General features: G+C 70.6%; 20 protein-coding genes and 1 tRNA gene. 12 read left to right on the top strand and 9 right to left on the bottom strand.

The genetic code is table 11. The features are described from left to right. The first annotated feature begins 43 nt into the window (after nt 1-43). Nucleotides 44-1,018 carry a CYTH domain-containing protein gene (locus BM396_RS24505; protein ID WP_043384373.1) on the top strand — a complete coding sequence of 325 codons (975 nt, stop codon included), beginning with the start codon at nt 44-46 and terminating at the stop codon, nt 1,016-1,018. Nucleotides 1,019-1,204: 186 nt separating this feature from the next. Here BM396_RS24505 and BM396_RS24510 read toward each other — a convergent pair whose 3' ends face one another. Continuing rightward, nucleotides 1,205-1,633, bottom strand: a complete 429-nt coding sequence (locus BM396_RS24510) for a L,D-transpeptidase (protein WP_244538946.1) — start codon at nt 1,631-1,633, stop codon at nt 1,205-1,207. A 244-nt stretch (nt 1,634-1,877) separates the two neighbouring features. On the opposite strand from BM396_RS24510, the gene BM396_RS24515 reads away from it, so the two are divergent. The 3 genes from BM396_RS24515 to BM396_RS24525 all read left to right on the top strand — a co-directional run bounded on the left by BM396_RS24515 (nt 1,878) and on the right by BM396_RS24525 (nt 5,300). Beyond that, nucleotides 1,878-3,251, top strand: a complete 1,374-nt coding sequence (locus BM396_RS24515) for a dicarboxylate/amino acid:cation symporter (protein WP_043354440.1) — start codon at nt 1,878-1,880, stop codon at nt 3,249-3,251. Then, the gene (locus BM396_RS24520; protein WP_043384370.1) at nt 3,251-4,189 is read left to right on the top strand and encodes an ROK family protein; all 939 of its coding nucleotides are present in this window, start codon (nt 3,251-3,253) and stop codon (nt 4,187-4,189) included. The genes BM396_RS24515 and BM396_RS24520 overlap by 1 nt, the downstream gene beginning before the upstream one ends. Before the next feature lie 214 nt (nt 4,190-4,403). Next, the gene (locus BM396_RS24525) at nt 4,404-5,300 is read left to right on the top strand and encodes a bestrophin family protein (RefSeq protein ID WP_043384367.1); all 897 of its coding nucleotides are present in this window, start codon (nt 4,404-4,406) and stop codon (nt 5,298-5,300) included. A 9-nt stretch (nt 5,301-5,309) separates the two neighbouring features. Here BM396_RS24525 and BM396_RS24530 read toward each other — a convergent pair whose 3' ends face one another. Continuing rightward, a complete protein-coding gene (locus BM396_RS24530; RefSeq protein ID WP_043384363.1) occupies nt 5,310-5,891 on the bottom strand; it encodes a histidine phosphatase family protein in 582 nt (193 codons plus the stop codon). A gap of 131 nt (nt 5,892-6,022) precedes the next feature. Between BM396_RS24530 and BM396_RS24535 the strand changes: the two genes are divergently transcribed. From BM396_RS24535 to metH, 3 genes are all read left to right on the top strand, one after another. Continuing rightward, nucleotides 6,023-7,030: an ArsR/SmtB family transcription factor gene (locus BM396_RS24535; RefSeq protein ID WP_043384360.1), complete on the top strand. Its 1,008-nt coding sequence runs from the start codon at nt 6,023-6,025 to the stop codon at nt 7,028-7,030. Between the two features lie 57 nt (nt 7,031-7,087). Continuing rightward, nucleotides 7,088-8,008, top strand: a complete 921-nt coding sequence (metF, locus tag BM396_RS24540) for a methylenetetrahydrofolate reductase [NAD(P)H] (RefSeq protein ID WP_043384357.1) — start codon at nt 7,088-7,090, stop codon at nt 8,006-8,008. 302 nt (nt 8,009-8,310) lie between these two features. Continuing rightward, entirely contained in the window at nt 8,311-12,063 is a 3,753-nt protein-coding gene (gene metH / locus BM396_RS24545) for a methionine synthase (RefSeq protein WP_043384497.1), read from the top strand. A 223-nt stretch (nt 12,064-12,286) separates the two neighbouring features. Here the strand turns inward: metH and BM396_RS24550 are convergent, their stop codons facing one another. The 6 genes from BM396_RS24550 to BM396_RS24575 form a co-directional block, all read right to left on the bottom strand. Further along, nucleotides 12,287-12,631 carry an HVO_A0114 family putative DNA-binding protein gene (locus tag BM396_RS24550; RefSeq protein ID WP_043384355.1) on the bottom strand — a complete coding sequence of 115 codons (345 nt, stop codon included), beginning with the start codon at nt 12,629-12,631 and terminating at the stop codon, nt 12,287-12,289. Then, entirely contained in the window at nt 12,628-12,915 is a 288-nt protein-coding gene (locus tag BM396_RS24555) for a toxin-antitoxin system TumE family protein (protein WP_043346246.1), read from the bottom strand. Before BM396_RS24555 ends, BM396_RS24550 begins: the two co-directional genes overlap by 4 nt. Nucleotides 12,916-13,117: 202 nt before the next feature. Next, nucleotides 13,118-14,122, bottom strand: a complete 1,005-nt coding sequence (locus BM396_RS24560; RefSeq protein WP_244447769.1) for an SMP-30/gluconolactonase/LRE family protein — start codon at nt 14,120-14,122, stop codon at nt 13,118-13,120. A 51-nt stretch (nt 14,123-14,173) separates the two neighbouring features. Continuing rightward, on the bottom strand, nt 14,174-15,904 hold the full coding sequence (gene araD / locus BM396_RS24565) for an L-arabinonate dehydratase (protein WP_043384352.1): 1,731 nt from the start codon (nt 15,902-15,904) through the stop codon (nt 14,174-14,176). Nucleotides 15,905-15,920: 16 nt separating this feature from the next. After that, nucleotides 15,921-17,279, bottom strand: a complete 1,359-nt coding sequence (locus BM396_RS24570) for an MFS transporter (protein WP_051044628.1) — start codon at nt 17,277-17,279, stop codon at nt 15,921-15,923. 81 nt (nt 17,280-17,360) lie between these two features. Beyond that, nucleotides 17,361-18,080 (bottom strand): ribonuclease activity regulator RraA, encoded by a 720-nt coding sequence (locus tag BM396_RS24575; RefSeq protein WP_043384349.1) that lies wholly within the window; start codon nt 18,078-18,080, stop codon nt 17,361-17,363. A 192-nt stretch (nt 18,081-18,272) separates the two neighbouring features. Between BM396_RS24575 and BM396_RS24580 the strand changes: the two genes are divergently transcribed. The 5 genes from BM396_RS24580 (at nt 18,273) to BM396_RS24600 (ending at nt 24,443) form a co-directional block, all read left to right on the top strand. Beyond that, nucleotides 18,273-18,974, top strand: a complete 702-nt coding sequence (locus tag BM396_RS24580) for a GntR family transcriptional regulator (RefSeq protein ID WP_043384346.1) — start codon at nt 18,273-18,275, stop codon at nt 18,972-18,974. Between the two features lie 129 nt (nt 18,975-19,103). Next, entirely contained in the window at nt 19,104-20,774 is a 1,671-nt protein-coding gene (locus BM396_RS24585) for a thiamine pyrophosphate-binding protein (RefSeq protein ID WP_043384343.1), read from the top strand. A gap of 61 nt (nt 20,775-20,835) precedes the next feature. Beyond that, nucleotides 20,836-22,413, top strand: coding sequence for an aldehyde dehydrogenase (NADP(+)) (locus BM396_RS24590; protein ID WP_043384341.1), 1,578 nt, complete (start codon nt 20,836-20,838; stop codon nt 22,411-22,413). 82 nt (nt 22,414-22,495) lie between these two features. After that, a tRNA-Gln gene (locus BM396_RS24595) sits at nt 22,496-22,570 on the top strand. A 115-nt stretch (nt 22,571-22,685) separates the two neighbouring features. After that, entirely contained in the window at nt 22,686-24,443 is a 1,758-nt protein-coding gene (locus BM396_RS24600; protein WP_051976127.1) for a site-specific integrase, read from the top strand. 46 nt (nt 24,444-24,489) lie between these two features. On the opposite strand, the gene BM396_RS24605 is transcribed toward BM396_RS24600, so the two are convergent. Further along, nucleotides 24,490-24,747 carry a helix-turn-helix domain-containing protein gene (locus tag BM396_RS24605; protein ID WP_043384339.1) on the bottom strand — a complete coding sequence of 86 codons (258 nt, stop codon included), beginning with the start codon at nt 24,745-24,747 and terminating at the stop codon, nt 24,490-24,492. Between the last annotated feature and the right edge of the window lie 33 nt (nt 24,748-24,780).

Consider the following 24,780-nt stretch of genomic DNA (forward strand, 5'->3'; position numbering starts at 1 on the left):
CGGATCGGCGCACTGCCGACCAAGCGGGAGGGGTTTTGAGTTCATGAGCACCGTTCGCCGATTTCTGGTCGCACCGTCCCTGGTCCGCCTGATCCGCAAGGAGCGGGGCGGCGCCCGGATCACCGAGGGGCACTTCGCCCCGCAGGGTGGCCGCGCGTCCTATGTGCGTGTCGACGGCCAAGTCTGCCAGCTGGTCCTGGTGAACAAGGGGGCGGACGGCATCCCGGTCGAGGAGCGCACCGACGTGCCGCGCGCCCACGGCGACGCCCTGCTGGACGTCTGCCCCGGGAAGGCCGCCTACGACCGCACCACCCTGAATGCCGGCGGCCGCGAGATCGCCATCGACCGCTACGTCACACCCGGCAGCCTGGACCTGATCAGCATCACCTTCGACAATGACGGCGATGCCGCGGCCTTCCATGCCCCGAGCTGGTTCGGCCGGGAGGTCAGCAACGAGCCGGCCTTCGAGCGGCAGGCCCTCGCGATCCAGGGCGTGCCGGCCGCCGAGGAGGTGGCGCTGAGCAACGCCGCGCTCGACGCGGTGCTGGACCTGATCGAGCCCCGGTTCGGCTTCGGCCGCTACGGCAGCAGCAGCCGGAACGCCGAGTCCGACGAGGGTGCGACGAGCGCCATGCGCCGGGCCGTGACGCCGGCCGCCGCAGCTGCCCCGGCCGCCGCGCCGGTCGTTCCGGCGCCCCCGGCCCCGGAGCCGGCTGCGGCCGCGCGCCCGCCCGAACCGGCCCCCGAGCATCACCCCGAGCCGGAGCCTCAGCCGGAGCCCGCGCCGGAGGCGGCCGCGCCCGCCGAGACGCCCGCCGCCCAGACCGGCCCGGGGGACCCCTTGCACGGGGATGCCCGCATCGACGACGTCATCGAGAGCCTGTCCCAGGCGCTCGGCGCTGCGATCCACCAGCAGCCCGATCACGCGGCGGAGAACAAGGACGCGAAGAGCGAGGATCCCGCCTCGATGTTCGAGCGCTGGACCGTCCGGCCCCGCCGGACCCAGCAGCAGACCTGAGCCCACGATAAGGCGCCATGCAGACGGGCCGCAGCGCAGATCGCGCTGCGGCCCGTCCGCGTTTCGGGACCCGGCCCTCCTCGGGCGGTCCCGGGGGATCCGGACCTCTGTGCCGGGTGCCGACGGCTTGCGACGCAAGCCGCATCTCCGCTCAGGCCTGGGGCAGGGGTGGGGCGGCCCGGTCGCTCAATCGCGGATCACCACCGTCGCTCCGCCGCGGCTGCGGGCGAGGCCGAACAGGGCGGCGGCATGGCCGGGCGACAGGCGGATGCAGCCGTGGCTCGCCCGGCGCCCGAGGGCCCCGGTGGCATAGGTGCCGTGGATCGCGTAGCCGCCGCGGAAGAACATCGCGTGCGGCATCGGAGAGCCGTGATACTTGCGGGAGCGCCACATCGGCGCCATCAGCCCGACGCGGAACCGTCCGCTGGGCGTGACGTAGCCGCGACGGGCCGTGGACACGGGCCATTCATAGGCCGGATAACCGTCGACATAGACGCGCATGCGCTGCCGCGACTGGTCGATCCGCGCGACGACGCCGGCCGAGGCGGGCTCGATCAGGATGCCGGTGAGCAGCACGCCCAGGAACGCCGTTCGGGCCCGGTGGAATCCAACCACGGACACTCTCCAGAGATCACCGGATGCCGTCGATTGGCCGGCTCAGTCCGCCGGAGACCAGAAACAGCCGCGCTACTCAGCCTGCGCGCACTTGTCAGACGAGAGAAGTGACTTCGGCCGGGATCGACAGATTTTTGTCACGGATGGTTCCCGGACCATAACCGTGCGGGCGTTGAGGCGCCGGATGATAATCGCTAGCGTGCCGGCACAATGGGAGGGTGCGCGGTCGTCGCACGGGATGGACATGGCACAGGCAATCCACGCGCCGGCTCCCGCCGCAGCGCCCCGCGAGCCTTGGTACAAGGTGCTCTACATCCAGGTCCTGATCGCCATCGCGCTCGGCGTGCTGCTCGGCTGGTACGACCCGGCCACCGGCAAATCGATGAAGTGGCTCGGCGACGCCTTCATCGGCCTGATCAAGATGATGATCGCGCCGATCATCTTCTGCACGATCGTGCACGGCATCGCGTCGATCGGCGACCTGAAGAAGGTCGGCCGGGTCGGGCTGAAGGCGCTGGTCTATTTCGAGGTGGTCTCCACCATCGCGCTCCTGATCGGCGTCATCGTCGGCGAGGTGATCCGGCCCGGCGCCGGGTTCAACGCCGACCCGTCGAAGCTCGACGCCAGCAAGGTCGCGACCTACGCCAGCAAGGCGGCCGCCGATTCCACCGTCGCCCACATCCTGGCGATCATCCCCAAGAGCTTCCTCGATCCCTTCGCCACCGGCGACCTGCTTCAGGTGCTGCTGATCTCGATCCTCACCGGCGTCGTGGTGACGAACCTCGGAGAGCGGGCGGCCGGCGTAAACCGGGCGATCGACACCGCCGGCCAGATCTTCTTCCGGATCATCGGCATCATCGTGAAGCTCGCCCCCGTCGGCGCCTTCGGCGCCATGGCCTTCACGATCGGCGAGTACGGCATCCAGAAGGTCTACGACCTCGCGTGGCTGGTCGGCACCTTCTACATCACGGCGCTGCTGTTCGTGCTCGTGGTGCTCGGGACGATCGCCCGGATCGCGGGCTTCTCGATCCTGCGCTTCCTCGCCTACATCAAGGACGAGTTGCTGATCGTGGTCGGCACCTCGTCCTCCGAGACGGTGCTGCCGCAGCTCATGACCAAGATGCGCCGGCTCGGCGCCTCGGACTCGGTGGTCGGCCTCGTCGTTCCGACCGGCTACTCGTTCAACCTCGACGGCACCAACATCTACATGACGCTGGCCACGCTGTTCCTGGCGCAGGCCGTGGGTGTGGACCTGTCGATCAGCCAGTACGCGACCATCATCCTGGTGGCGATGCTGACCTCGAAGGGCGCGTCGGGCGTCACCGGCGCGGGCTTCATCACCCTGGCGGCGACCCTCTCGGCGATCCCCAACAGCCCGGTCCCGGTGGCCGCCATGACCCTCGTGCTCGGGATCGACAAGTTCATGTCCGAGTGCCGCGCGCTCACCAACCTCGTGGGCAACGGCGTCGCCTGCGTGGTGGTCAGCCGCTGGGAAGGCGAGCTCGACGTGGCCAAGCTCAACGAGGTGATGGCCCATCCGCTCGCCATCGGCACCCACATCGCCGACGAGGCGCCGCAGCCGATGGGAACCGACAGCAAGGTCGCTGCCGCCGAGTGATGGGGTCGCCCGCGGCAGGATCCGGGGGGCGCCCGCGCCTCGGCATCGATCTCGGCGGCACGAAGATCGCCGGGATCGTCCTGGGCCGGGACGGCTCGACCCTGGCCGAAGCCCGGGTGGCCGCCCCGCGCGGCGCCTATGGGGAAACCGTCGAGGCCGTGGCCGATCTGGTCCTGCGTCTCGAAGCCGAAGCCGGTATGCCCTGCAGCGTCGGAATCGGCATGCCGGGGAGCCTGTCCCCGGCGACGGGCCTCGTGCGCAACGCCAACTCGCACTGGCTCAACGGACACCCGTTCGCGGCCGATCTCGAGCAGCGGCTGCAGCGGCCTCTGCGGATCGAGAACGACGCCAATTGCCTGGCTGTGTCGGAGGCAATCGACGGTGCCGGCGCCGGGGCCCGTGTGGTCTGGGCCGTGATCCTGGGAACCGGCGTCGGCTCCGGCATCGCCCTCGACGGGCGAGTCCTCACGGGCCGCAACGGCATCGCGGGCGAATGGGGCCACGGTCCCCTGCCGGCCCCCCGCGACGACGAGCGACCGGGTCCCGCCTGCTATTGCGGCCGCCGGGGCTGCGTCGAGACCTGGCTGTCCGGGCCCGGGCTGGCGGCGGACCACGCCCGGCGGCACGGCGGGAACCTCACCGCGGAGGCCGTCGTCGCCGAGGGCCGGACCGGCAGTCCGGCGGCGCAGGAGACGCTGGCCGCGCATCTCGAGCGGCTCGGGCGCGCGGCCGCCCAGGTGGTGAACCTGCTGGACCCGGATGTGATCGTGATCGGCGGCGGCCTGTCGCGGATCCCGGAGCTGATCGCCGGCCTGCCGGCCGCGATCGCCCCCCATGTCTTCTCGGACACCTTCGACACCCCCATCCGGGCAAGCCTGCACGGGGACGCATCGGGCGTGCGCGGCGCGGCGTGGCTGTGGGAGGCAGAGGGCGCCTGATCCCGGCCAGGGCCCCCTTGCATGATCGGCCGCCCCTTGCACGATCGGCCGCCCGCGGCCCGCGCGACGGGTCTCGGATGCGCCGTCAGCCGGGCCAGCTCGCACGGTCCGCCCCGCCGGGCTGGGCGGCCGGCGCCCCTTTTCACCAACACGTTCCTTGCCGGCGCGCGGGGGGCAGGGCAGGGCTAAGAAGCCCCCCAGACCCGAAGCCCCGATGATCGTCCGCACCCGGCCCAACCTGCTGACCCTGCTGTTCACCCTGCGCGGCTCGATCCTGCCGCGGGTGGCGCCGAAGCTCGCAGGGATCGTCGCGGTGTCCTGCGCGGTGGTCTGGGCGGAATCGCGATGGCCCGAACTGTTCCCGGTCACCGCGGGGGTCACCCCGTTCACGGTGGTCGGCCTCGCCCTCTCGATCTTCCTGAGCTTCCGCAACAACGCCTGCTACGAGCGTTGGTGGGAAGCCCGGAAGCACTGGGGCAACCTGATCGGCGAGGTGCGCAACCTCGCCCGCATCCTCCCGGCCCTGCTGCCGGAGCGGGAGGCGGCGCGCCAGCTCCGACGCCTCTCGGCCTTCGCCCACGGGCTTCATGCCCGCCTGCGCGCCCTCGACGAGGCCGCCGCGGTGGGCCGGATGAGCCCCGGATCGGACCTGTCGGGCCCGAATCCCACCGACTCGATTCTGGGCGCCATCACCCGGGACCTGGCCGCGCTGATGCGCGCGGGCGGGCTCAGCGACATCCAGTTCGGCATCCTCGAAGCCCGGATCGAGGCGCTGTCGGGCGTGCACACCGCCTGCGAGCGCCTCGCCAACACGCCGCTGCCCTTCGCCTACACCCTGTTGGTGTACCGGACCGCGTGGCTCTACTGCCTGCTCCTGCCGGTGGGCCTCACGGGCTCACTGGGCTGGGCGACGCCCGTCGTGGTGGCGCTCGTGGCCTACACCTTCTTCGGCCTCGACGCCCTCGGGGACGAGCTCGAGGAACCGTTCGGCACCGAGCCGAACGACCTGCCCCTCGACGCCATGGTCCGCGCCGTCGACCGGATCGTGCACCACGCCCTCGGCGAGCCGATGCCGGACGCGCTCGCGCCGGATGGGTATTGGCTGCGCTAGCGTCGGCGCCTAGCCGTTCCAGGCGCGCAGCACCGGCTCGGCGCGGTCGTGTTCGTAGCCGAGCACCGAGACGCTCGCTGTGCCGAGGACGAGAAGCGCCCCTCCCTGCGGCGGCAGCCCGATCCAGCGCGCGGCGAGCACCCGCAGGACATGCGCGCTGGAGAACACGACGAGGTCGGCATCACGGGCGCGGGCCCGGGCGATGATCCGGTCCGCCCGAACGCCGACCGCCTCCGCCGTCTCGCCGCCGGGGCAGCCGTCGCGGAACAGGCGCCAATCCGGCCGCTCGGCCAGGATCGCCTGCGTGGTCCGGCCCTCGTAGGCGCCGTAATCCCACTCCGCGAGATCCGGATCGATCACGCGCCGGTCACCGAAGCCCGCCAGCGCGCAGGTCGTGGCCGCCCGGCTCGACGGGCTCGACCAGACCTCCGCGTAGGAGCGGGCCGCGAGGCGCGGGGCGAGGGCGCGCGCCGCTTCCTCGCCCTCCGGGGTCAGGGGAATGTCGCTGCGCCCGGTATGCTGGCCGGATCGGCTCCAGGCGGTCTCGCCGTGGCGGACCAGCGTGATCTGCGGGAACGGGCTCTCGGACATGCACGCCTCCCCGGGCCCGCACTCGGCGGCCCTGCCATCAACGCGGCCGCCGCGCTTCGGTCTCATCCACCTGGCAAACCCCCGCAAGTTCGTGCTTGCGCCCACCGCGAAACGCACATAAACATATCTTTATGTCTATTGAACGCAGGCAAGAGGCGGGATCGATCCCCTTTCCGGAAGCCCTGGGCGTCCTGCGTGCGGCCGCCGAGGAGACGCGCCTGCGCATCCTGGCGCTGCTCGCCGAGGGGGAACTGTCGGTGTCCGACCTGACCGACATCCTCGGCCAGTCGCAGCCGCGGATCTCGCGGCATCTCAAGCTTCTGGTGGAAGCCGGGCTTGTCGAGCGTCACCGCGAAGGGGCCTGGGCGTTCTTCCGGCTGTCCGACGCCCGCGCCGGCCTGGCGGATCCGCTGCTGTCCGGTCTCGACCGGACCGCACCGCCCCTGTCGGAGGACCGCGCCCGTCTCGATGCCGTGCGGGTGCAGCGGGCCGAGGCGGCCGAGACCTTCTTCGCCCGGCTGGCGCCCAAATGGGACGAGCTGCGCTCCCTGCACGTGCCGGAGGCGATCGTGGAGGCGGCGGTGCTGGACGCCCTGGGCGACCGGCCGATCGGCAGTTTGATCGATCTCGGCACCGGGACGGGCCGCATGCTCGGCCTGCTGGCTCCCCGGGCCAGCCGCGCCACCGGGCTCGATTCGAGCCATGCCATGCTGTCCGTCGCCCGGGCCAACCTGGAGCGCCAGGGTCTGTCGCGGGTGGATCTGCGGCAGGGCGACATCCACGCGCCGCCCTTCGCCCGGTCGAGCTTCGACCTCGTGGTGGTCCATCAGGTGCTGCATTATCTCGACGACCCGGCCCGGGCGCTCCGCGGCGCCGCGCGGCTGGTGGCGCCGGGCGGCCGTCTGCTGGTGGTGGATTTCGCGCCGCACGAGCTGGAATTCCTGCGCACGGGCCAAGCCCACCGACGCCTCGGCTTCTCCGCCGAGCAGGTCTCCGGCTGGCTCGCGGAGGCCGGTCTCGCCACGGTCGGCACGCGCGATCTAGCGCCGCGCGAGTCGGGTCAGCTCACCGTCACCCTCTGGCTGGCCCAGGACGGTCTGGCCGACGAGACTGAACAGCCCCGGCGCGCCGTCGCCTGACATCCAGAACCTTCGCAGACTTCGTCTGAACCGATCGACATAGAGGACGAGACCCCGATGCGCCGCTCCACCCACCGCGCCAGCCGCGACGGCTACCACCCGATCCGCGTCTCGATCGAGTTCTTCCCGCCGAAGACCGAGGAGATGGAGAAGATCCTCTGGGGCTCGATCGAGCGTCTGGCGCCGCTTCAGCCGAGCTTCGTCTCGGTGACCTACGGGGCCGGCGGCTCCACCCGGGAGCGCACCCACAACACGGTGGCCCGGATGGTCCGCGAGACCGGCCTGAAGCCGGCCGCGCACCTCACCTGCGTGGACGCCACCCGGGAGGAGATCGACGCGGTGGTCCAGTCCTACTGGGATGCGGGCGTGCGCCACATCGTGGCGCTCCGCGGCGACCCGGCGGAGGGCGTCGGCCACGCCTACCGGCCGCATCCGGGCGGCTACGCGTCGACCGCCGAGCTGGTCGAGGGGATCAAGCGGATCGGCGACTTCAAGGTCTCGGTCTCGGCCTATCCCGAGAAGCACCCGGAGGCGGCCTCGCTCGACGCGGACATCGAGGCCCTGAAGGCCAAGGTCGATGCCGGCGCCGATCAGGCGATCACCCAGTTCTTCTTCGAGAACGAGGTCTTCCTGCGCTACCTGGAGAAGGTCCGGGCCGCGGGGATCACGATCCCGATCATCCCGGGCATCCTGCCGGTGCAGAACTTCAAGCAGGCGGCGAACTTCGCCCGCCGCACCGGCGCCTCGGTGCCCTACTGGCTGGCCGCAAGGTTCGAGGGCCTGGAAGACGACGTGGAGACCCGCCGCCTCGTCGCCGCCGCGGTGGCGGCCGAGCAGGTGCTCGACCTCGTGGACGAGGGCGTCAACGACTTCCACTTCTACTCGATGAACCGCTCGGATCTGGTCTACGCGATCTGCCACCTGCTCGGCCTGCGCGCCCAGGCGCCGAAGCTGGCGGCCGCCAAGGCGGCGGCTTAATTCCCGAGGCCGCGCTCGACACCCCCGATCCGTCCTCGCGAGCGCAGCGAAGCGACCCAGGACAGCGCGACATCCGTGAGCGTGGCGCTGCTGGACGGCTTCGCTCCGCTCGCAGAGACGGGGACGCCTCCGCGCCCATGGTACGGAAGCGTCTGGTAGAATGAAGGTTTTCACCCTCCTGAGGTGCCGCGCGAGCGGCCTCGAAGGCGGGCTCCAGGGAACACCGAGATATCTGGAGGCCTCCTGCGAGGCCTCCGCTTCGCTCCGGCACCTCGGGACGAGGTGATCTGACAGGACGCATGATGACCGATTTTGCCCCCGTCGACGGTACCGCGATCGCACAGGCGCTGCGCCAGCGCGCGGCGGAGAAGATCCTCGTCCTCGACGGGGCGATGGGCACCGTGATCCAGCGGCTGAAGTTCTCGGAAGAGGATTTTCGCGGCGACCGGTTCAAGGATCACGGCCACGATCAGAAGGGCAACAACGACCTCCTGATCCTGACCCAGCCCGACGCGATCCGGCAGATCCACCTCGACTACTTCCTGGCCGGCGCCGACGTCTGCGAGACCAACACCTTCTCGGGCACCACCATCGCCCAGGCCGATTACGGCATGGAGTCGATCATCCACGAGTTGAACCGGGAGGGCGCGCGTCTCGCCCGCGAGGCCGCCAAGCTCGCCGAGGAGACGGACGGCCGCCGCCGCTTCGTGGCCGGCGCCATCGGCCCGACGAACCGCACCCTGTCGATCTCGCCGGACGTGAACAACCCGGGCTTCCGGGCCGTCACCTTCGATCAGGTCAAGCAGGCCTACGTGGAGCAGGTCCGCGGCCTGATCGACGGGGGCGCCGAGCTGATCCTGATCGAGACCATCTTCGACACGCTCAACGCCAAGGCCGCGGTGGCGGCGGCGTGGCAGGTCTTCGACGAGACCGGCATCCGGCTGCCGATCCAGATCTCCGGCACGATCACGGATCTCTCGGGCCGCACCCTGTCGGGTCAGACCCCGGCGGCCTTCTGGCACGCCCTGCGCCATTCCGATCCGCTGACCTTCGGCCTCAATTGCGCGCTGGGCGCCCGCGAGATGCGCGGCCACATCGCCGAGCTGTCGCGGATCTGCGACACGCTGGTCTGCGCCTATCCGAATGCCGGCCTGCCCAACGAGTTCGGCCTCTACGACGAGAGCCCGGAGGCCATGGGCAAGCTCGTCGGCGAGTTCGCCGAATCCGGCCTCGTCAACATGGTCGGCGGCTGCTGCGGCACCACCCCGGACCATATCCGCGCCATCGCGGAGGCCGTCGCCGGCAAGGCGCCGCGGCCGATCCCCGAGATCCCCCGCCTGATGCGGCTGTCGGGCCTCGAGCCCTTCGTGCTCACGCCGGAAATCCCCTTCGTGAACGTCGGCGAGCGCACGAACGTCACCGGCTCGGCCAAGTTCCGCAAGCTCATCACCAACGGCGACTACGCGGCGGCGCTCGACGTCGCCCGCGATCAGGTGGCGGCCGGCGCCCAGGTGATCGACGTCAACATGGACGAGGGCCTGCTCGACTCCCAGAAGGCGATGGTCGAGTTCCTCAACCTCGTCGCCGCCGAGCCCGACATCGCCCGGGTGCCCGTGATGGTCGATTCCTCGAAGTTCGAGGTGATCGAGGCGGGGCTCAAGTGCATCCAGGGCAAGCCGATCGTGAACTCGATCTCCATGAAGGAGGGCGAGGAGAAGTTCATCGAGGCGGCACGCGTCTGCCGCTCCTACGGCGCCGCCGTGGTGGTGATGGCCTTCGACGAGCAGGGGCAGGCGGATTCCTACGAGCGCAAGGTCGAGATCTGCACCAAGGCCTACCGGATCCTGACCGAGCAGGTCGGCTTCCCGCCCGAAGACATCATCTTCGACCCGAACATCTTCGCGGTCGCCACCGGCATCGAGGAGCATAACGGCTACGGCGTCGCCTTCATCGAGGCGACCCGCACGATCCGCGAGACCCTGCCGCACGCCCACATCTCGGGCGGCGTCTCGAACCTGTCCTTCGCGTTCCGCGGCAACGAGCCGGTGCGCGAGGCGATGCACGCGGTGTTCCTGTTCCACTGCATCCAGGCGGGCATGGACATGGGCATCGTCAATGCCGGCCAGCTCGCCGTCTACGACGAGATCCCGGCGGAGCTTCGCGAGCTCTGCGAGGACGTGGTCCTCAACCGGCGCGACGATTCCACCGAGCGCCTGCTGGAGGCCGCCGAGCGGTTCAAGACCGGCGCTTCGGCCCAGGCCAAGACCGCCGACCTGACCTGGCGCGAGGCGCCGGTCGGGAAGCGCATCGAGCACGCCCTGGTCAACGGCATCACCGAGTACATCCTGGCCGACACCGAGGAGGCCCGCCAGGGCGTGGAGCGGCCGCTCCACGTCATCGAGGGCCCGCTGATGGCCGGCATGAACGTGGTCGGCGACCTGTTCGGCGCGGGCAAGATGTTCCTGCCGCAGGTGGTGAAATCCGCCCGGGTGATGAAGCAGGCGGTGGCCTATCTCGAGCCCTACATGGAGGCCGAGAAGCTCGCCAATGGCGGCGACGGCAAGCGCCAGGCCGCCGGCAAGGTGCTGATGGCCACCGTGAAGGGCGACGTCCACGACATCGGCAAGAACATCGTCGGCGTCGTGCTGGCCTGCAACAACTACGAGATCATCGATCTCGGCGTGATGGTGCCGGCCGCCAAGATCCTGGAGACCGCCAAGCGCGAGCAGGTCGACATCGTCGGCCTGTCCGGCCTGATCACCCCGTCGCTCGACGAGATGGTCCACGTGGCGGGCGAGATGGAGCGCGAGGGCCTGGACGTGCCGCTGCTGATCGGCGGCGCCACCACGAGCCGCGTCCACACGGCGGTGAAGATCCACCCGGCCTACGCCAAGGGGCAGGCCGTCTACGTCACCGACGCGAGCCGGGCGGTCGGCGTGGTGTCGAGCCTGATCTCCAAGGAGACCCGTGGGCCCACGATCGAGAAGGTCCGGGCCGAGTACGCCAAGGTCGCCGACGCCCATAAGCGCTCGGAGGTCGACAAGCAGCGGCTGCCGCTGGCCAAGGCGCGGGCCAACGCCTTCAAGGTCGACTGGTCGGGCTACAAGCCGGCCAAGCCGACCTTCACCGGCACCCGGGTCTACGGCTCCTACGAGGTCGCCGACCTCGTGCCCTACATCGACTGGACGCCGTTCCTGCAGACCTACGAGTTCAAGGGCCGCTTTCCGGCGATCCTGGACGATCCCGAGCAGGGACCGGCCGCCCGCGCCCTCTACGAGGACGCGCAGGCGATGCTGAAGCAGATCGTTGAGGAGCGCTGGTTCAACCCGAAGGCGGTGATCGGCTTCTGGCCGGCCAACAGCGTCGGCGACGACATCGCGCTCTACACCGGCGAGAGCCGGTCGGAGCGGCTCGCCACCTTCCACGGCCTGCGCCAGCAGCTCTCGAAGCGCGACGGGCGCGCCAACACCTGCCTGTCGGACTTCGTGGCGCCTTCCGAGACCGGCATCGCCGACTATGTCGGTGGCTTCGTGGTGACGGCCGGCCTGGAGGAAGTGCGGATCGCCGAGCGCTTCGAGCGGGCCAACGACGATTACCGGGCGATCCTGGTCAAGGCGCTCGCCGACCGCATCGCCGAGGCCTTCGCCGAGCGGATGCACGAGCGGGTGCGCAAGGAGTTCTGGGGCTACGCGACGGAGGAGGCCTACGCCCCCGAGGAGCTGGTGCTGGAGAAATACGACGGCATCCGCCCGGCTCCCGGCTACCCGGCCCAGCCCGACCACACCGAGAAGACGACCCTGTTCGACCTGCTGCGGGCCGAGAGCCGGATCGGCGTGAAGCTCACCGAATCCTACGCCATGTGGCCGGGCTCGTCGGTGTCGGGGATCTACATCGCCCACCCGGAGGCGCATTATTTCGGCGTCGCCAAGGTGGAGCGGGATCAGGTCGAGGATTACGCCGTCCGCAAGGGCATGGATGTCCGCGAGGTCGAGCGCTGGCTCGGGCCGATCCTGAACTACGATCCGGCGCGGTACTTGGCGCAGGCGGCGGAGTAGGGGCGGGGGCTCGACGCACCACGAGGCCATACGGTCTTAGGTCGGAGCGCGGGTCCCTCTCCCGAACGGGAGAGGGACCCGCGCTCCCTGATCAGCGGCAATGTCCACCGGAGATGTGTGAACAGCGCATCCTGTCCGGGGAAGCGGCGTTTCGGATGAAACGGAACCCCTGTCCCGGGCGCCTGCGCCGCCAGCCGAATGCGAGCCTGGGATGGAAGAGTCCTCAGGCCGCCTTCCCGATCGTGAAGTCGACGTGCACGGCGTCGTAGGGAAAGACGATGCGCTCGTCGTCCGTACGATCCAGGATGCCGGCATTCAGGAGCGCGTGCACGTCGGCGTGGATGTTCTTTACGTCCCGATCCAGCAACCGCGCCACGGCGCGCAGCGACATGGGCTCCTGGCCCGCGAGCGCTCGGATCAGCGCCCAGCGACGGGGCGTCAGGACGGTCCACAAGCCCTCGACGCTGGGGAAAGAGATGAACGCGCCGCGCTTCTCGCCCCGGAAGGCCGCCAGTACGCGGGCACTAGCCTCCTCGACCGAAGAGACGCCGATGGTCACGGTTCTCATGACTCCCTCCAGGGTTCGACATCGGCCCAGAAATCGGCCAGCAGGGCCTCGGGGGTGGTAAAGCGATAGGCGATCTCCGCCTCGCCGACGTGCCTGTGGTCGCCCTTGCCGGCTTCGTTGTCATAGCGAAGCACGCATGCACCATCGACGACGAGGGCGAGCCGGTACTTGAAGGCGTGGCTGCTCTCGCGGACAGGCGTCGGCACGCGCCAGACCACCAGCTCTGCGAACGACCGCCCAGGGATGATTGCGATTCGCTCCTTGAGCAGGAGTTCGGCCTTCACGTCAGCGAAAATGCCGGTGGCGACGGCTGTTGGCAAGAGAACCAACACACGTCGGGGAGTCGAGTCGACAGCGTGCCTGCCGCCTCTGGGTCCCGCCTGAGATTCCGCTGGCCCTCACCGGGCCGCGTGCAACGAAAACGGAAATGGAACCCGGGATCCGCCCCGCAAGTCATCGCGGAGCGGTTCGCCGTATGATGCGGCCTCAGCAGGTCCCAGCGCCCCGGGTATTCACGTAGAGCGCGTAGACCGAGTGCGTCGCCGTCATCAGCAGCAGGTTGCGGTTCAGGCCGCCGAAGCACAGGTTGGCGCAGCGTTCGGGCAAGCGAATCCGACCGATCAGCTTACCCTGCGGTGTGAGCACGATGACCCCGTCCTCGGCCTCGCTCATCCCCCAGCCGCACCAGAGGTTGCCGTCGACATCGGCCCGGAACCCGTCCGGCGTGCCGGTGCCGGCGTCGTAGAACACGCGGCCGTTGGCGGTCTTCGTGCCGTTCTCGACCACGTCATAGACGCGGATCAGGCGGTTGGGCTTGGCCCGGGCCTCGATCAGGTACAGCTTCGTTCCGTCCGGCGCGAAGCACAGGCCGTTCGGCCCGGCCACACCCTCGACCACGACGCTGGCCTGCCCGGTCGCCGGATCGATCCGGTAGACGTTGCCCGGCAGTTCCGGGGCCGCCATCGCCTCGTGGGGGTTCGGCCCGAAGGCGGGATCGGTGAACCAGACCGCGCCGTCGGCATGGCAGACCACGTCGTTGGGCGAATTCAGCGGCTTGCCGTCGAACCGGTCCATCAGCGTGGTGATGGTCCCGTCATGCTCGGTCCGGGTGACGCTGCGGGTCCTGTGCTGGCAGGTGATCAGCCGCCCCTGCCGGTCGCGGGTGTTGCCGTTGGCATAGTTCGACGGCCTGCGGAATTCCGAGAGCGAACCCGACGCCTCCTCCCACTTCATGATCCGGTCGTTGACCACGTCGCTGAACAGCAGCGCGCCCCTGTCGCCGAACCAGACCGGCCCCTCGGCCCAGCGGAAGCCCGTGGCGACCCGCTCCACCGTCGCCGAGGCGAGGCGGTACTTGGCGAAGGCCGGATCGAGGATCTCGACGGCCGGGTCCGGCACCCGCTGCGACGGCTCCCAGCCGGCCCCGGCCGCCCGCGCGGCGCCGAGCAGGGCCGCTCCGGCGAGCAGGCCCCTGCGTGCGATCATCACCATGTGTCCTCCCTGTGATCGGGCCCGCCGCCTGTTGCCGACGGCTCGGGCCGGTCAGTGAATCTCGGGTTCCGGGATCCCCCCGGCGCCCTCCAGAAAGTCGAAGTCGCAGCCCTCGTGGGCCTGCCGCACGTGCTGGGCGAACAGGCGGTTGTAGCCCCGGGGATAGGCCCGGTCGGGCGGCACGAAAGCCTTCACCCGCGCGGCAATCTCGGCATCGTCCAGGTGCAGGTGGATCCGGCGCGCGGCCACGTCCACGCTGATCAGGTCGCCGTCGCGCACGGCGGCGAGCGGGCCGCCCGCGGCCGATTCCGGCGCCACGTGCAGGATGCAGGCGCCGTAGCTCGTCCCGCTCATCCGCGCGTCCGAGATGCGGACCATGTCGCGCACGCCCTGGCGGAGCAGGACCTTGGGGATCGGCAGCATGCCCCATTCCGGCATGCCGGGCCCGCCGATCGGGCCGGCATTGCGCAGGATCATGACGTGGTCGGGGGTGACGTCGAGGTCGAGGTCGTTCACCGCCGCGCTCATCGCGTCGTAGCTGTCGAAGACCAGCGCGGGGCCGGTATGCTGCAGGAGCCGCGGGTCGGCGGCGGGCGGCTTGATCACGCAGCCGTCCGGCGCGAGGTTGCCGTAGAGGATCGCGGTCCCGCCCATCGACACGATGGGCTTGTCGAAGGGGCGGATCACGTCGTCGTTGAAGACCTTCGCGCCGGCGAGCCCGTCGCCGATCGTGCCGCCGGTGACCGAGCGAGCGTCGAGGTGGAGGAGGGGGGAGAGCCGCGCCATCAGCGCCCGGATTCCGCCCGCGATGTGGAAATCCTCCATCAGCCACTGCCCCGAGGGCCGGAGGTTGGCGATCACCGGGACTTTCTGGGCGACCTCGTCGAACGCGGTGAGCTTCACCGGGATGCCGGCCCGGCCCGCCATGGCCACGAGGTGGATCATCGCGTTGGTGGAGCCGGCCAGCGCGTTGTGGACGACGAGCGCGTTGTCGATGGAGCGCCGGTCGAGGATGTCGGAGGGCTTCAGGTCCTCCCAGATCATGTCCACGATGCGCCGGCCGCAGGCGCTCGCCATGCGGGGATGGTCGGCGTCGGCCGCCGGGATCGAGGCCGCGCCCGGCAGGGACAGGCCCAGCGCCTCGGTGATCGCCGTCATGGTCGAGGCCGTGCCCATAGTCATGCAGGTGCCGGCGGAGCGGGCGATGCCCGCCTCCATGTCGTTCCACTCCTGCGTGGTGATGGTGCCGGCCTCCTTCTCGGCCCAGTACTTCCAGACATCCGAGCCGGAGCCGAGGATCTTGCCCCCGAAATGCCCGCGCATCATCGGCCCCGCCGGGAGGAAGATCATCGGCAGGTTCATGGAGATGCCGCCCATCACGGTGCCGGGCGTGGTCTTGTCGCAGCCGCCCATCAGCACCGCCCCGTCCACCGGATGCTGGCGCAGCAGCTCCTCCACCTCCATGGCCAGGAGGTTGCGGTAGAGCATCGTGGTCGGCTTGACGAAATTCTCGGACAGCGACAGCGCCGGCAATTCGATCGGGAAGCCCCCCGCCTGCCAGACGCCGCGCTTCACCTGCTCCACGCGCTCGCGGAAATGCAGGTGGCAGGGATTGATGTCGCTCCAGGTGTTGATGATGCCGACGATGGGCTTGTTGCTGAAATCCGCCCGCTCATAGCCCATCTGCAGCATGCGCGAGCGATGGCCGAAGCTGCGCAGGTCGGTGGCGCCGAACCAGCGCTGGCTGCGCAGGTCGCCCAGGTCCTTCTTGCGCGCGGTCATCGCTCTGTCTCCGGTCTCAGGGGCTCGGGCCGGCGGGGCGGAACGCGCCGCCGGTCCCATCGCGCGGGTCCGCCTCCACCCGGCCTGACCGGACAGAGACGACCGTGATCGCCGCCGAGGCGAGCGCGCAAGCGGCCAGGAAATAAAGTCCCGCCTCGTAGCTGCCGGTGTAATCCTTGAGCCAGCCCAGGACGTAGGGACCGACGAAGCCGCCGAGATTGCCGATCGCGTTGATCAGGGCGATCCCCCCGGCCGCCGCGGGCCCGGACAGGAACTCCCCCGGCATCGCCCAGAAGGCGGGCTTGCTGCCGTAGAGCCCGATCGTCGCCACTGACATCGCCGTCAGCGCCCAGAGGCTGCCGAGCAGGGGGCCGGAGGCGACGAGGCCGAGGGCGGCGACCAGCGCGGCGATCACGAAGTGCCAGCGCCGCTCGTTGCGCCGGTCCGACGACCAGCTCCAGGCGACCATGCCCAGGGTCCCCACGACGTAGGGTACCGCCGTGGCGACGCCCGTCTCCCAGTCGGTGAGATGCAGGCTCTTCAGGATCGGCGGCATGAAGAAGGTGATGCCGTAGGTGGCGGTGCCGATGGTGAAGTAGATCGCCCCGAGGGCGAGCACCCGCCGGTCGGTGAGGGCCTGTTTGAGGGTGAGATGCCCGTGAGCCCTGAGCGTGCCCGCACGCTCCGCCGCGAGTTCGTCCCTCAGCCAGCACCGCTCCTCGGCCGCGAGCCAAGCCGCCTGTTCGGGCCGGTCCGTCATCAGCGCCAGAACCGCGCAGGCCAGCAGGATCGAGGGCGCGGCCTCCAGGAGGAACAGCCACTGCCAGCCGTGCAGGCCCAGCACGCCGTCGAGCTGGAGCAGCGCCCCCGAGATCACCGCCGTGAGGGCATTCGAGCCCGGCACCGCCAGGAACAGGGCGGCGACCACGCGGGCCCGGTACCGCTTCGGGAACCAGAAGGTGAAGTAGAGGATCACGCCGGGGAAGAAGCCGGCCTCGGCCACGCCCAGCAGGAAACGCAGGGCCAGAAAGCTCACCGGGCCGGTGATGAGGACCATGCTGCCCGCCACCAGTCCCCAGGTGACCATGATCCGGGCGATCCAGAGCCGCGCCCCGGCGCGCTCCAGAAGGACGTTGCTCGGAATCTCGAAGAGGACGTAACCGAGGAAGAAGATGCCGGCAGCCCAGCCGTAGAGCGTGGCGGAGAACCCGAAGTCCCGCTTCAGGCCGAACGCGGCGAAGCCCACATTCGTCCGGTCCATGTAGGCGACGAAGTAGATCAGGACGATCAGCGGCAGGAGTCGCCACGACACCTTGGCGACCGTCCGCCGCTCGATCTCCGGCGCCGCAGCGCCCCCGCGCAACCCCGCCGCCATGGCGTCCCCCCGAGTCGAATCCGACGCGTTCCGGCCCGTTGCCGATCGCGGGCCGGGCTGGAGCGGGCCGGTCCGGCACGCTCAGCGGCCGGTCCGCTTCCGCCAGGCGGCGAAATCGGCGAGGCTCTGTTCGTCGGTGGCAGGGTAGAGGCCGAGGATTGTGCGGCCCTTGCGAACCTCCTCGGTGACGAAGTCCTCGTAGGCGGTCATCTCGACGGCCTCGTCGGCGACGGCGTCGGCGAGATGGGCCGGGATCACCGCCACCCCGTCGCCGTCGCCGACGATCACGTCCCCGGGGAAGACGGGCGCGTCGCCGCAGCCGATCGGCACGTTGATGTCGATCGCCTGATGGAGGGTGAGGTTCGTCGGCGCCGACGGGCGCGCGTGATAGCTCGGCATCTCCAGCCGGGCGATCTCGTCGGCATCGCGAAATCCGCCGTCGGTGACGAGCCCGGCGCAGCCGCGCACCATCAGCCGGGTGGCCAGGATCGAGCCGGCGGAGGCCGCCCGGGCGTCCTTGCGGCTGTCGATCACCATCACGGCGCCGGGCGGGCACTCCTCCACGGCCTTGCGCTGCGGATGCGCGCGGTCCCGGAACACCGTGATGGGGTTCAGGTCCTCCCGGGCCGGGATGTAGCGCAGGGTGTAGGCCTCGCCGACCATCGTCGGGCCGCCGGCCTTCAGGGGCAGCACGCCCTGGATCATCTGGTTGCGGAAGCCGCGCTTGTAGAGGGCGGTCATCAGCGTCGCCGTGCTGACGGTCTTCAGCTTGGCGCGCGTCTCAGGGGACATCCCGGACATCCGCTCCTCCTCCCTGGGCCTCGGTCTCGGCACCCGCGAACGGTGACAATCACATGTCGCTTGCGCCGGCCTTGGCTCCCGCCCACGCTGAACGCGGACTGATATCCCAGATCTTGAGTAGCACGGTGCGCGGCGCCATTGTCAACCGGCACGGGTTGCGACAGACAGGATCCGACATCGACGGGGAAGCCCTTGGCCGGATTGGGATTTGCGGGCGGCGGACAGGTGCCGCCGGAGGATGGGCGCAGGCCGCGCTCCCTCGCCGAGACCGCCTATGACGCCATCGAGCAGATGATCATCAGCCGCCGTCTCGCCCCGGGCGCCATGGTCTCGGAGGGCGAACTCGGCGCGGAGCTGGGCCTCGGCCGGACGCCGGTCCGCGAGGCTCTGGCACGGCTCAAGACGATCGGGTTCGTGGAGGTCCATCCGCGGCGTGGCGTTCTCGTCACCCAGGTGGACGTCATCAAGCATCTCGAATTGCTGGAGGTGCGGCGGCCCCTCGACGAGACCGTGGCCCGCTGCGTCATCGCGCGCGGCACGGCGGAGGACATGGCACTTTTGCTGGACCGGGCAGCCGGATTGCGCAGCGCCGCCGAGGCCCGCGATCGGGAGGCCTATTTCCGGACCAAGCGCGGCCTGCACGAGGCCCTCGTCGGCGCGGCCTACAACGCGACGCTCACCGGCACCATGGCGGCGCTCCACGCCCAGTCCCGTCGGTTCTGGTACACCTACGAGCCCACCGCCAGCTTCCTGGATTGCGCCGGGATCCACGGGGCGATCCTGTCCGGCATCGCGGCGCGGGACGAAGCGGCGGCCCTGGCCGGGATCGGAACGCTGTTCGACTTTCTCGACCGGATGACCCGCCGGGCCCTCGACCGGCGGCCCCTGGTCTGACAGGTTGACCGCCCCGAACCCGCCCCTATCCTGAAACTGGGATATCAGCGGCATCCCAGCGGCGGGCGGAACGATGGCCGATCCCGGCGGAACGCCCCGGATGCGGCCCGAGGGCCAGGGAGGAACGGCTTGAGCGGATTGCCCCCACGCACCGGCGCGCAGGTGCTCGTCGACCAGCTCCGCGCCCAGAGCGTCGAGCGCGTGACCTGCGTCCCCGGGGAGAGCTACCTCGCGGTGCTCGACGCCCTGCGCGACAGCGGCATCGACGTGCTGGTCTGCCGGCAGGAGGGCGGCGCGGCGATCATGGCCGAGGCCGCGGGCAAGCTCACCGGCCGCCCCGGCATCTGCTTCGTCACCCGGGGGCCGGGCGCCACCAACGCCTCCGCGGGCGTGCACATCGCCCGCCAGGATTCGACGCCGATGATCCTGTTCGTCGGCCAGATTGCCCGGCGGATGCGGGACCGCGAGGCCTTCCAGGAGGTCGATTACCGGCAGATGTTCGGCGGGCTCGCCAAATGGACGGTGGAGATCGACGACGCGGCGCGCATTCCGGAGATCCTCGCCCGGGCGTTCCGGGTGGCGATGCAGGGCCGTCCCGGTCCCGTCGTGGTGGCCCTGCCGGAAGACATGCTCGACGACGTCGTGGCGGTGTCCGACGCGCCGCGCGTCGTCCCGGCCGCCCCGGCCCCGTCCGGGGACGATGTGGAGCGTCTGCGGGCGATGCTGGCGGAGGCGCAGCGGCCGATGGTGCTGCTCGGCGGCTCCCGCTGGACGCAGGGCGCCGTCGCCACCCTGGCCGCGTGGGCCGCGCGCCACGAGCTGCCGGTGGCGGTCTCGTTCCGGCGGGCGCAGCTCTTTCCCGCCGACCATCCGAACTTCGCGGGCGAGCTCGGGATCGGGCCGAACCCAGCGCTGCTAGCCCGGATCCGGGAGGCCGACCTGCTGCTGATGGTAGGCGGACGCCTGTCCGAGATGCCGGCGCAATCCTACGGCCTCCTCGGCATCCCCAATCCCGGGTTGCCCCTGGTCCACGTCCATGCCGACGCGGCGGAGCTCGGGCGGGTCTATCAGCCGGTGCTGGCGATCGAGGCGGCGCCCGAGACCTTCTGCGCCGCCCTGCCGGATTTCACGCCGACCGGGAGCGGTCGCGCCGCCGAGGCCCACGCCGCCTACCGCGCATGGTCCGAGACGCCGGAGCCGAAGCCCGGCGCGTTCCAGTACGGGGAAGCGATCACGTGGCTGCGGGAGCGGCTGCCGCGGGACGCGGTGATCTGCAATGGCGCCGGCAATTTCGCCACCTGGGTCCACCGCTACTACCGGTTCCGCGCCTTCGGCACGCAGCTCGCGCCGACCTCGGGTTCCATGGGATACGGCCTGCCCGCCGCGGTGATGGCGAAGCGCAGCCGCCCGGAGCGGATCGTCGTGGCGCTCGCGGGCGACGGCGACGTGATGATGACCGTGCAGGAATTCGCCACCGCCGTGCAGTACAGGATCGCCATCGTGGTGGTCGTGCTCGACAACGGCATGTACGGCACGATCCGGATGCACCAGGAACGCGAATATCCCGGCCGCGTCTCGGCGACCGAGCTGCGCAACCCCGACTTCGCGGCGCTCGCCCGCGCCTGCGGCGGCCATGGCGAGCGCGTGGAATGCACCGCGGACTTCGCGCCCGCCTTCGAGCGCAGCCTCGCCTCCGGCCTGCCGGCGATGATCCATTGCCGCGTCGATCCCGAGGCGCTCACCCCGACCATGACCCTCGCGGCCATCCGCGAGAAGGCCCTGGCGGCGCAGCGGGGCTGACCGCCCGTCACGCGTCCGTCCCGGTGCGGCCCGCCCGCACCCCTACGAAGAGGAGCAGCTCATGACCCTGCGCGGCGAGAACCTGATCGGCGCCGAGGCACGGCGCGGCACCGAGGCGGCCGTCCGGGCCGTCGCGGCGGCCACCGGCGAATCCCTGGAGCCGGATTTCCCCGGCGCGAGCCTCGGCGATCTCGACCGGGCCTGCGCCCTGGCGGAGGCCGCCTTCGACACCTACCGGGAGACCGATCCGGAGACGCGGGCCGGCTTTCTGGAGGCGATCGCCGCCAACATCCTGGAGACCGGCGACGCCCTCGTCACCCGCTGCATGGAAGAGACGGGGTTGCCCCGGCCGCGGATCGAGGGCGAGCGCGCCCGGACGGTGGGCCAGCTGCGCCTGTTCGCCGGCGTGGTCCGCGAGGGTAGTTCCGTCGCAGTGCGGATCGATCCGGCCCTGCCGGACCGCAAGCCGCTGCCCCGGCCGGACCTGCGCCTGCGCCGGATCGCCGTCGGCCCGGTGGCGGTGTTCGGCGCCTCGAACTTCCCGCTCGCCTTCTCGGTGGCGGGCGGCGACACCGCCTCGGCCCTGGCGGCGGGCTGCCCGGTGGTGGTCAAGGCGCACCCGGCCCATCCCGGCACCTCGGAACTGGTCGGCCGCGCCATCCAGAAGGCGGTGGCGTCCTGCGGCCTGCCCGAGGGGACCTTCTCACTGCTGTTCGATGCCGGCCAGTCGATCGGGCAGGGGCTCGTGGCCGATCCCCGGATCGCCGCCGTGGGCTTCACGGGCTCCCGTCGGGGCGGCACGGCCCTGATGGCGATCGCGGCCGCACGCCCGGTGCCGATCCCTGTCTATGCCGAGATGAGCAGCATCAATCCGGTGCTGCTGTTCCCGGGCGCGCTGGCCGCGCGGGGCGCCGAGATCGGCCAAGCCTTCGCGGCGTCGCTGACGCTGGGCGCCGGACAGTTCTGCACCAATCCTGGCCTGATCCTGGCGCTGCCCGGCCCGGGCCTCGACGCCTTCCTGGAGGCGGCCGGCGCGGCCCTGCGCGACAGCCCCGCCGCGACCATGCTGACGCCCGGCATCCAGCGCGCCTACCGGGAGGCCGTCGCGCGGGTGGCCGGGCACGCCGCCGTCACCCGCATCGCCGAGGGTGCGGAGGGCGGGGTGACACAAGGCCGGGCCAGCCTGTTCGCCACGGACTCGGACGTGTTCCTGGCGGATCCCGCGCTGCAGGAGGAGATGTTCGGGGCCTCGGGCCTCGTGGTGCGCTGCGCGGATCTCGCGGCGATGCGGGCGGTGCTGGAGCATCTGGAAGGCCAGCTCACGGCGGCGCTGCACCTCGCGCCGGAGGATCACGCGGCGGCGCGGGACCTGCTGCCGCTCCTGGAGCGCCGCGTCGGCCGCATCCTGGTCAACGGCTTCGGGACCGGGGTCGAGGTGGCGCACGCGATGGTGCATGGCGGCCCCTATCCGGCGACCTCGGACGGGCGCACGACTTCGGTGGGCAGCCTCGCCATCGACCGGTTCCTGAGGCCGGTGAGCTACCAGGACGTTCCCGACGCGCTGTTGCCGGCAGCGCTTCAGGCCGCCAATCCGCTGGGCCTGCCCCGCCGGATCGACGGCGTCCCCGAGCGCCGGTAAGCCGCTGCGGGCGGGGGCCAGACGGCCGCGATCCACCGCTTGCCAGGGGCGGGCGCGGCGTCTAGACAGCCTCCGCTCACCTTGGGGCGTCGCCAAGTGGTAAGGCAGCGGTTTTTGGTACCGCCATTCCCAGGTTCGAATCCTGGCGCCCCAGCCAAATTTCCAGCTAAGTCTCTCAGAACGTTCTGCTTCTCGTCCTGGCGCCCTGCGGGGTGAGCCGGTTGCTACACACCGCTGCTACACAGACCGCCTCACAGGCGGCGGAGGAGCGGGTGGGCTCGATCGCCAACGTCGTCCTGCGGGGACGCATCTTCCACTTCCGACGGCGCGTACCCGGTGGTCTAAGACCGCGGCTGCACCTCGACGAACTGGTGCGCAGCCTCGCCACGGCCGACCTACGCACTGCCAAGCTGCGCGCCTGTCGGTTATACCTCGCCTCGGAGCGCCTGTTCGCGGCCCTCTTCGCGAGCCCAATGCTGACCGACGACCAACTCGCCCGCCTCGTGCAGGACTTCTACGGGCTGATCCTCGAAGAAGAGAGCCGGGGACGGCTCACCCACGGGGCGATCCCGAACGACGTGCGCGCGCGCCGCGTCGTCGGGTACGAGACGATGGCCGCCCGGAACCGCGAGGCGCTCGCCTGCAACCGTCTTGAGGAAGCGGGCTTCGTCACGGACGCGATGCTGCGCAAACAGGATCTGGCCGCGACTGATCTAAGCCCGACCGAGCTCGCCCAGGCGCGACACGCCATGCTGCGCGCCGGCATCGACTTGGCCGAGGCGCTGAAGGCCCGCTACGAGGGTGACTTCAACTACGAACCTCTCGATCGCCTGCTCAAGGTGCAGCTGGCCGCCCTCGACCAAGCCTCACCGCCACCCTCGTCGGCACCTGAACCCGCCCTCCGCCCGTTCGAGCGTAGCGACACACCGGCGCCCTCCGCCGAGCTCCTGTCAGTCATAGGAGCGGCGTTCCGCACGACACAGGTCGCCACCGAGACCTGGGACAAGCAGACGGCGGCGCAGGCCGGGGCGACGTTTCGGCTGTTCGTGGACGTGTGTGGGGACCGGCCGCTCGCCGCCTACACCCGCAAGGACGCCGGCCGCTTCCGGGCTCAGGTCGAGCGGCTACCGAACGATTACGGCAAGCATCCACGCTACCGCGGCCTCACCGTCGAGGCGATCCTAGCCTTGCACGCAGCACTGCCCGAGGGACGACGTACGCCTCCGATCACCCAGCGAACGGCCAAGCGCCACTTTTCGGCGCTCTCCGCGCTATGGACTGCGGCGGTGGCGCGGGACGAGGCAGCCTCCAACATCTTCTCGGGCTTCCGCTTCGGGGGCGGGCGCAAGGCCAGCGAGCAGCGCGATATGTGGGAGCGGGCCGAACTCGGTCGCCTGTTCGCGACGCCCGTCTGGGTGGGCTGCGCGTCCCCGACTCGACGCACCACGTCGGGCAACCTCATAGTGCGGGACGAGAAGTTCTGGCTGCCCCTGATCGCCGTGTTCTCCGGCATGAGGCAGGAGGAAATCTGCCAGCTCCGCATCGAGGACATCCGGCAGGACGAAGGTGTCTGGTTCATCGACATCAACGACCGCCCGCCGCGCAAGCTCAAGAACGCGACTGCCGTGCGCCGCGTGCCGATCCACTCCGAACTGATCCGCCTGGGCTTCCTTGCCCACGTCGACCGGCAGCGGCGCATCAAGCAATCGCGGGTCTTCCCCGGGCTCGAACCGGGCGGGGCCGACGGACGCCTCGGTCACGCCTTCACGAAGTGGTTCACCCGCTACCGCCGCGACGTCGGGGTCTACCGGATCGGGCTCGACTTCCACTCGTTCCGCCACACAGCAACGACGCTGATGCACCAAGCCGGCGTTGCGACCGCCGTGATCGACCACGTCACCGGCCACGTGACGGCGGGCGAGACGGCGCGGTACACCAAGCGCTCGACCCTGCCGCAATTGCAGAGCGCCATCGAGACGATCGCGATCGGGGTGGACTTCACCCCGCTCCACGCCGACGTGCAGCGGTAGGCCGGCGGCAGGGAGAGGCCGCCCACGGCCGGGCAGGGGCCAGCTTTCAGCGCCGCCGCCCGCCCCGGAGCGGCGCGGGCGGCGGCGCCCCCTCGGCCGGCGCGACGAACAGCTCCCCCAGCGGCACCGCCAGTGCCTCGGCGACCTTGTCGAGCAGGTCGACCGTCGGGTTCTCCGCCTGCCGCTCCAGGCCGCCGAGATACGCCCGGTCCACGCCTGCGTCCGCCGCCAGCCGCTCCTGACTCAGACCCTGCGCCACGCGCACCCGCCGCAGGTTCCACGCCACCAATGCCCGACCCTTCATGAGCCAGGATCAGCGGCCAGCGCGGGCTATCTA

Source organism: Methylobacterium sp. UNCCL125 (assembly GCF_900116795.1).
GTDB lineage: Bacteria > Pseudomonadota > Alphaproteobacteria > Rhizobiales > Beijerinckiaceae > Methylobacterium > Methylobacterium fujisawaense.

Bases quoted from the DNA above. Each gene is read 5' to 3' on its own strand.
- araD (WP_043384352.1), bottom strand. From the start codon at position 15,904: ATGACCGCGCGCAAGAAGGACCTGGGCGACCTGCGCAGCCAGCGCTGG.
- metH (WP_043384497.1), top strand. From the start codon at position 8,311: ATGACCGATTTTGCCCCCGTCGACGGTACCGCGATCGCACAGGCGCTG.
- metF (WP_043384357.1), top strand. From the start codon at position 7,088: ATGCGCCGCTCCACCCACCGCGCCAGCCGCGACGGCTACCACCCGATC.
- BM396_RS24575 (WP_043384349.1), bottom strand. From the start codon at position 18,080: ATGTCCGGGATGTCCCCTGAGACGCGCGCCAAGCTGAAGACCGTCAGC.
- BM396_RS24525 (WP_043384367.1), top strand. From the start codon at position 4,404: ATGATCGTCCGCACCCGGCCCAACCTGCTGACCCTGCTGTTCACCCTG.
- BM396_RS24570 (WP_051044628.1), bottom strand. From the start codon at position 17,279: ATGGCGGCGGGGTTGCGCGGGGGCGCTGCGGCGCCGGAGATCGAGCGG.
- BM396_RS24515 (WP_043354440.1), top strand. From the start codon at position 1,878: ATGGCACAGGCAATCCACGCGCCGGCTCCCGCCGCAGCGCCCCGCGAG.
- BM396_RS24535 (WP_043384360.1), top strand. From the start codon at position 6,023: ATGTCTATTGAACGCAGGCAAGAGGCGGGATCGATCCCCTTTCCGGAA.
- BM396_RS24590 (WP_043384341.1), top strand. From the start codon at position 20,836: ATGACCCTGCGCGGCGAGAACCTGATCGGCGCCGAGGCACGGCGCGGC.
- BM396_RS24560 (WP_244447769.1), bottom strand. From the start codon at position 14,122: ATGGTGATGATCGCACGCAGGGGCCTGCTCGCCGGAGCGGCCCTGCTC.
- BM396_RS24520 (WP_043384370.1), top strand. From the start codon at position 3,251: ATGGGGTCGCCCGCGGCAGGATCCGGGGGGCGCCCGCGCCTCGGCATC.
- BM396_RS24605 (WP_043384339.1), bottom strand. From the start codon at position 24,747: ATGAAGGGTCGGGCATTGGTGGCGTGGAACCTGCGGCGGGTGCGCGTG.
- BM396_RS24505 (WP_043384373.1), top strand. From the start codon at position 44: ATGAGCACCGTTCGCCGATTTCTGGTCGCACCGTCCCTGGTCCGCCTG.
- BM396_RS24550 (WP_043384355.1), bottom strand. From the start codon at position 12,631: ATGAGAACCGTGACCATCGGCGTCTCTTCGGTCGAGGAGGCTAGTGCC.
- BM396_RS24530 (WP_043384363.1), bottom strand. From the start codon at position 5,891: ATGTCCGAGAGCCCGTTCCCGCAGATCACGCTGGTCCGCCACGGCGAG.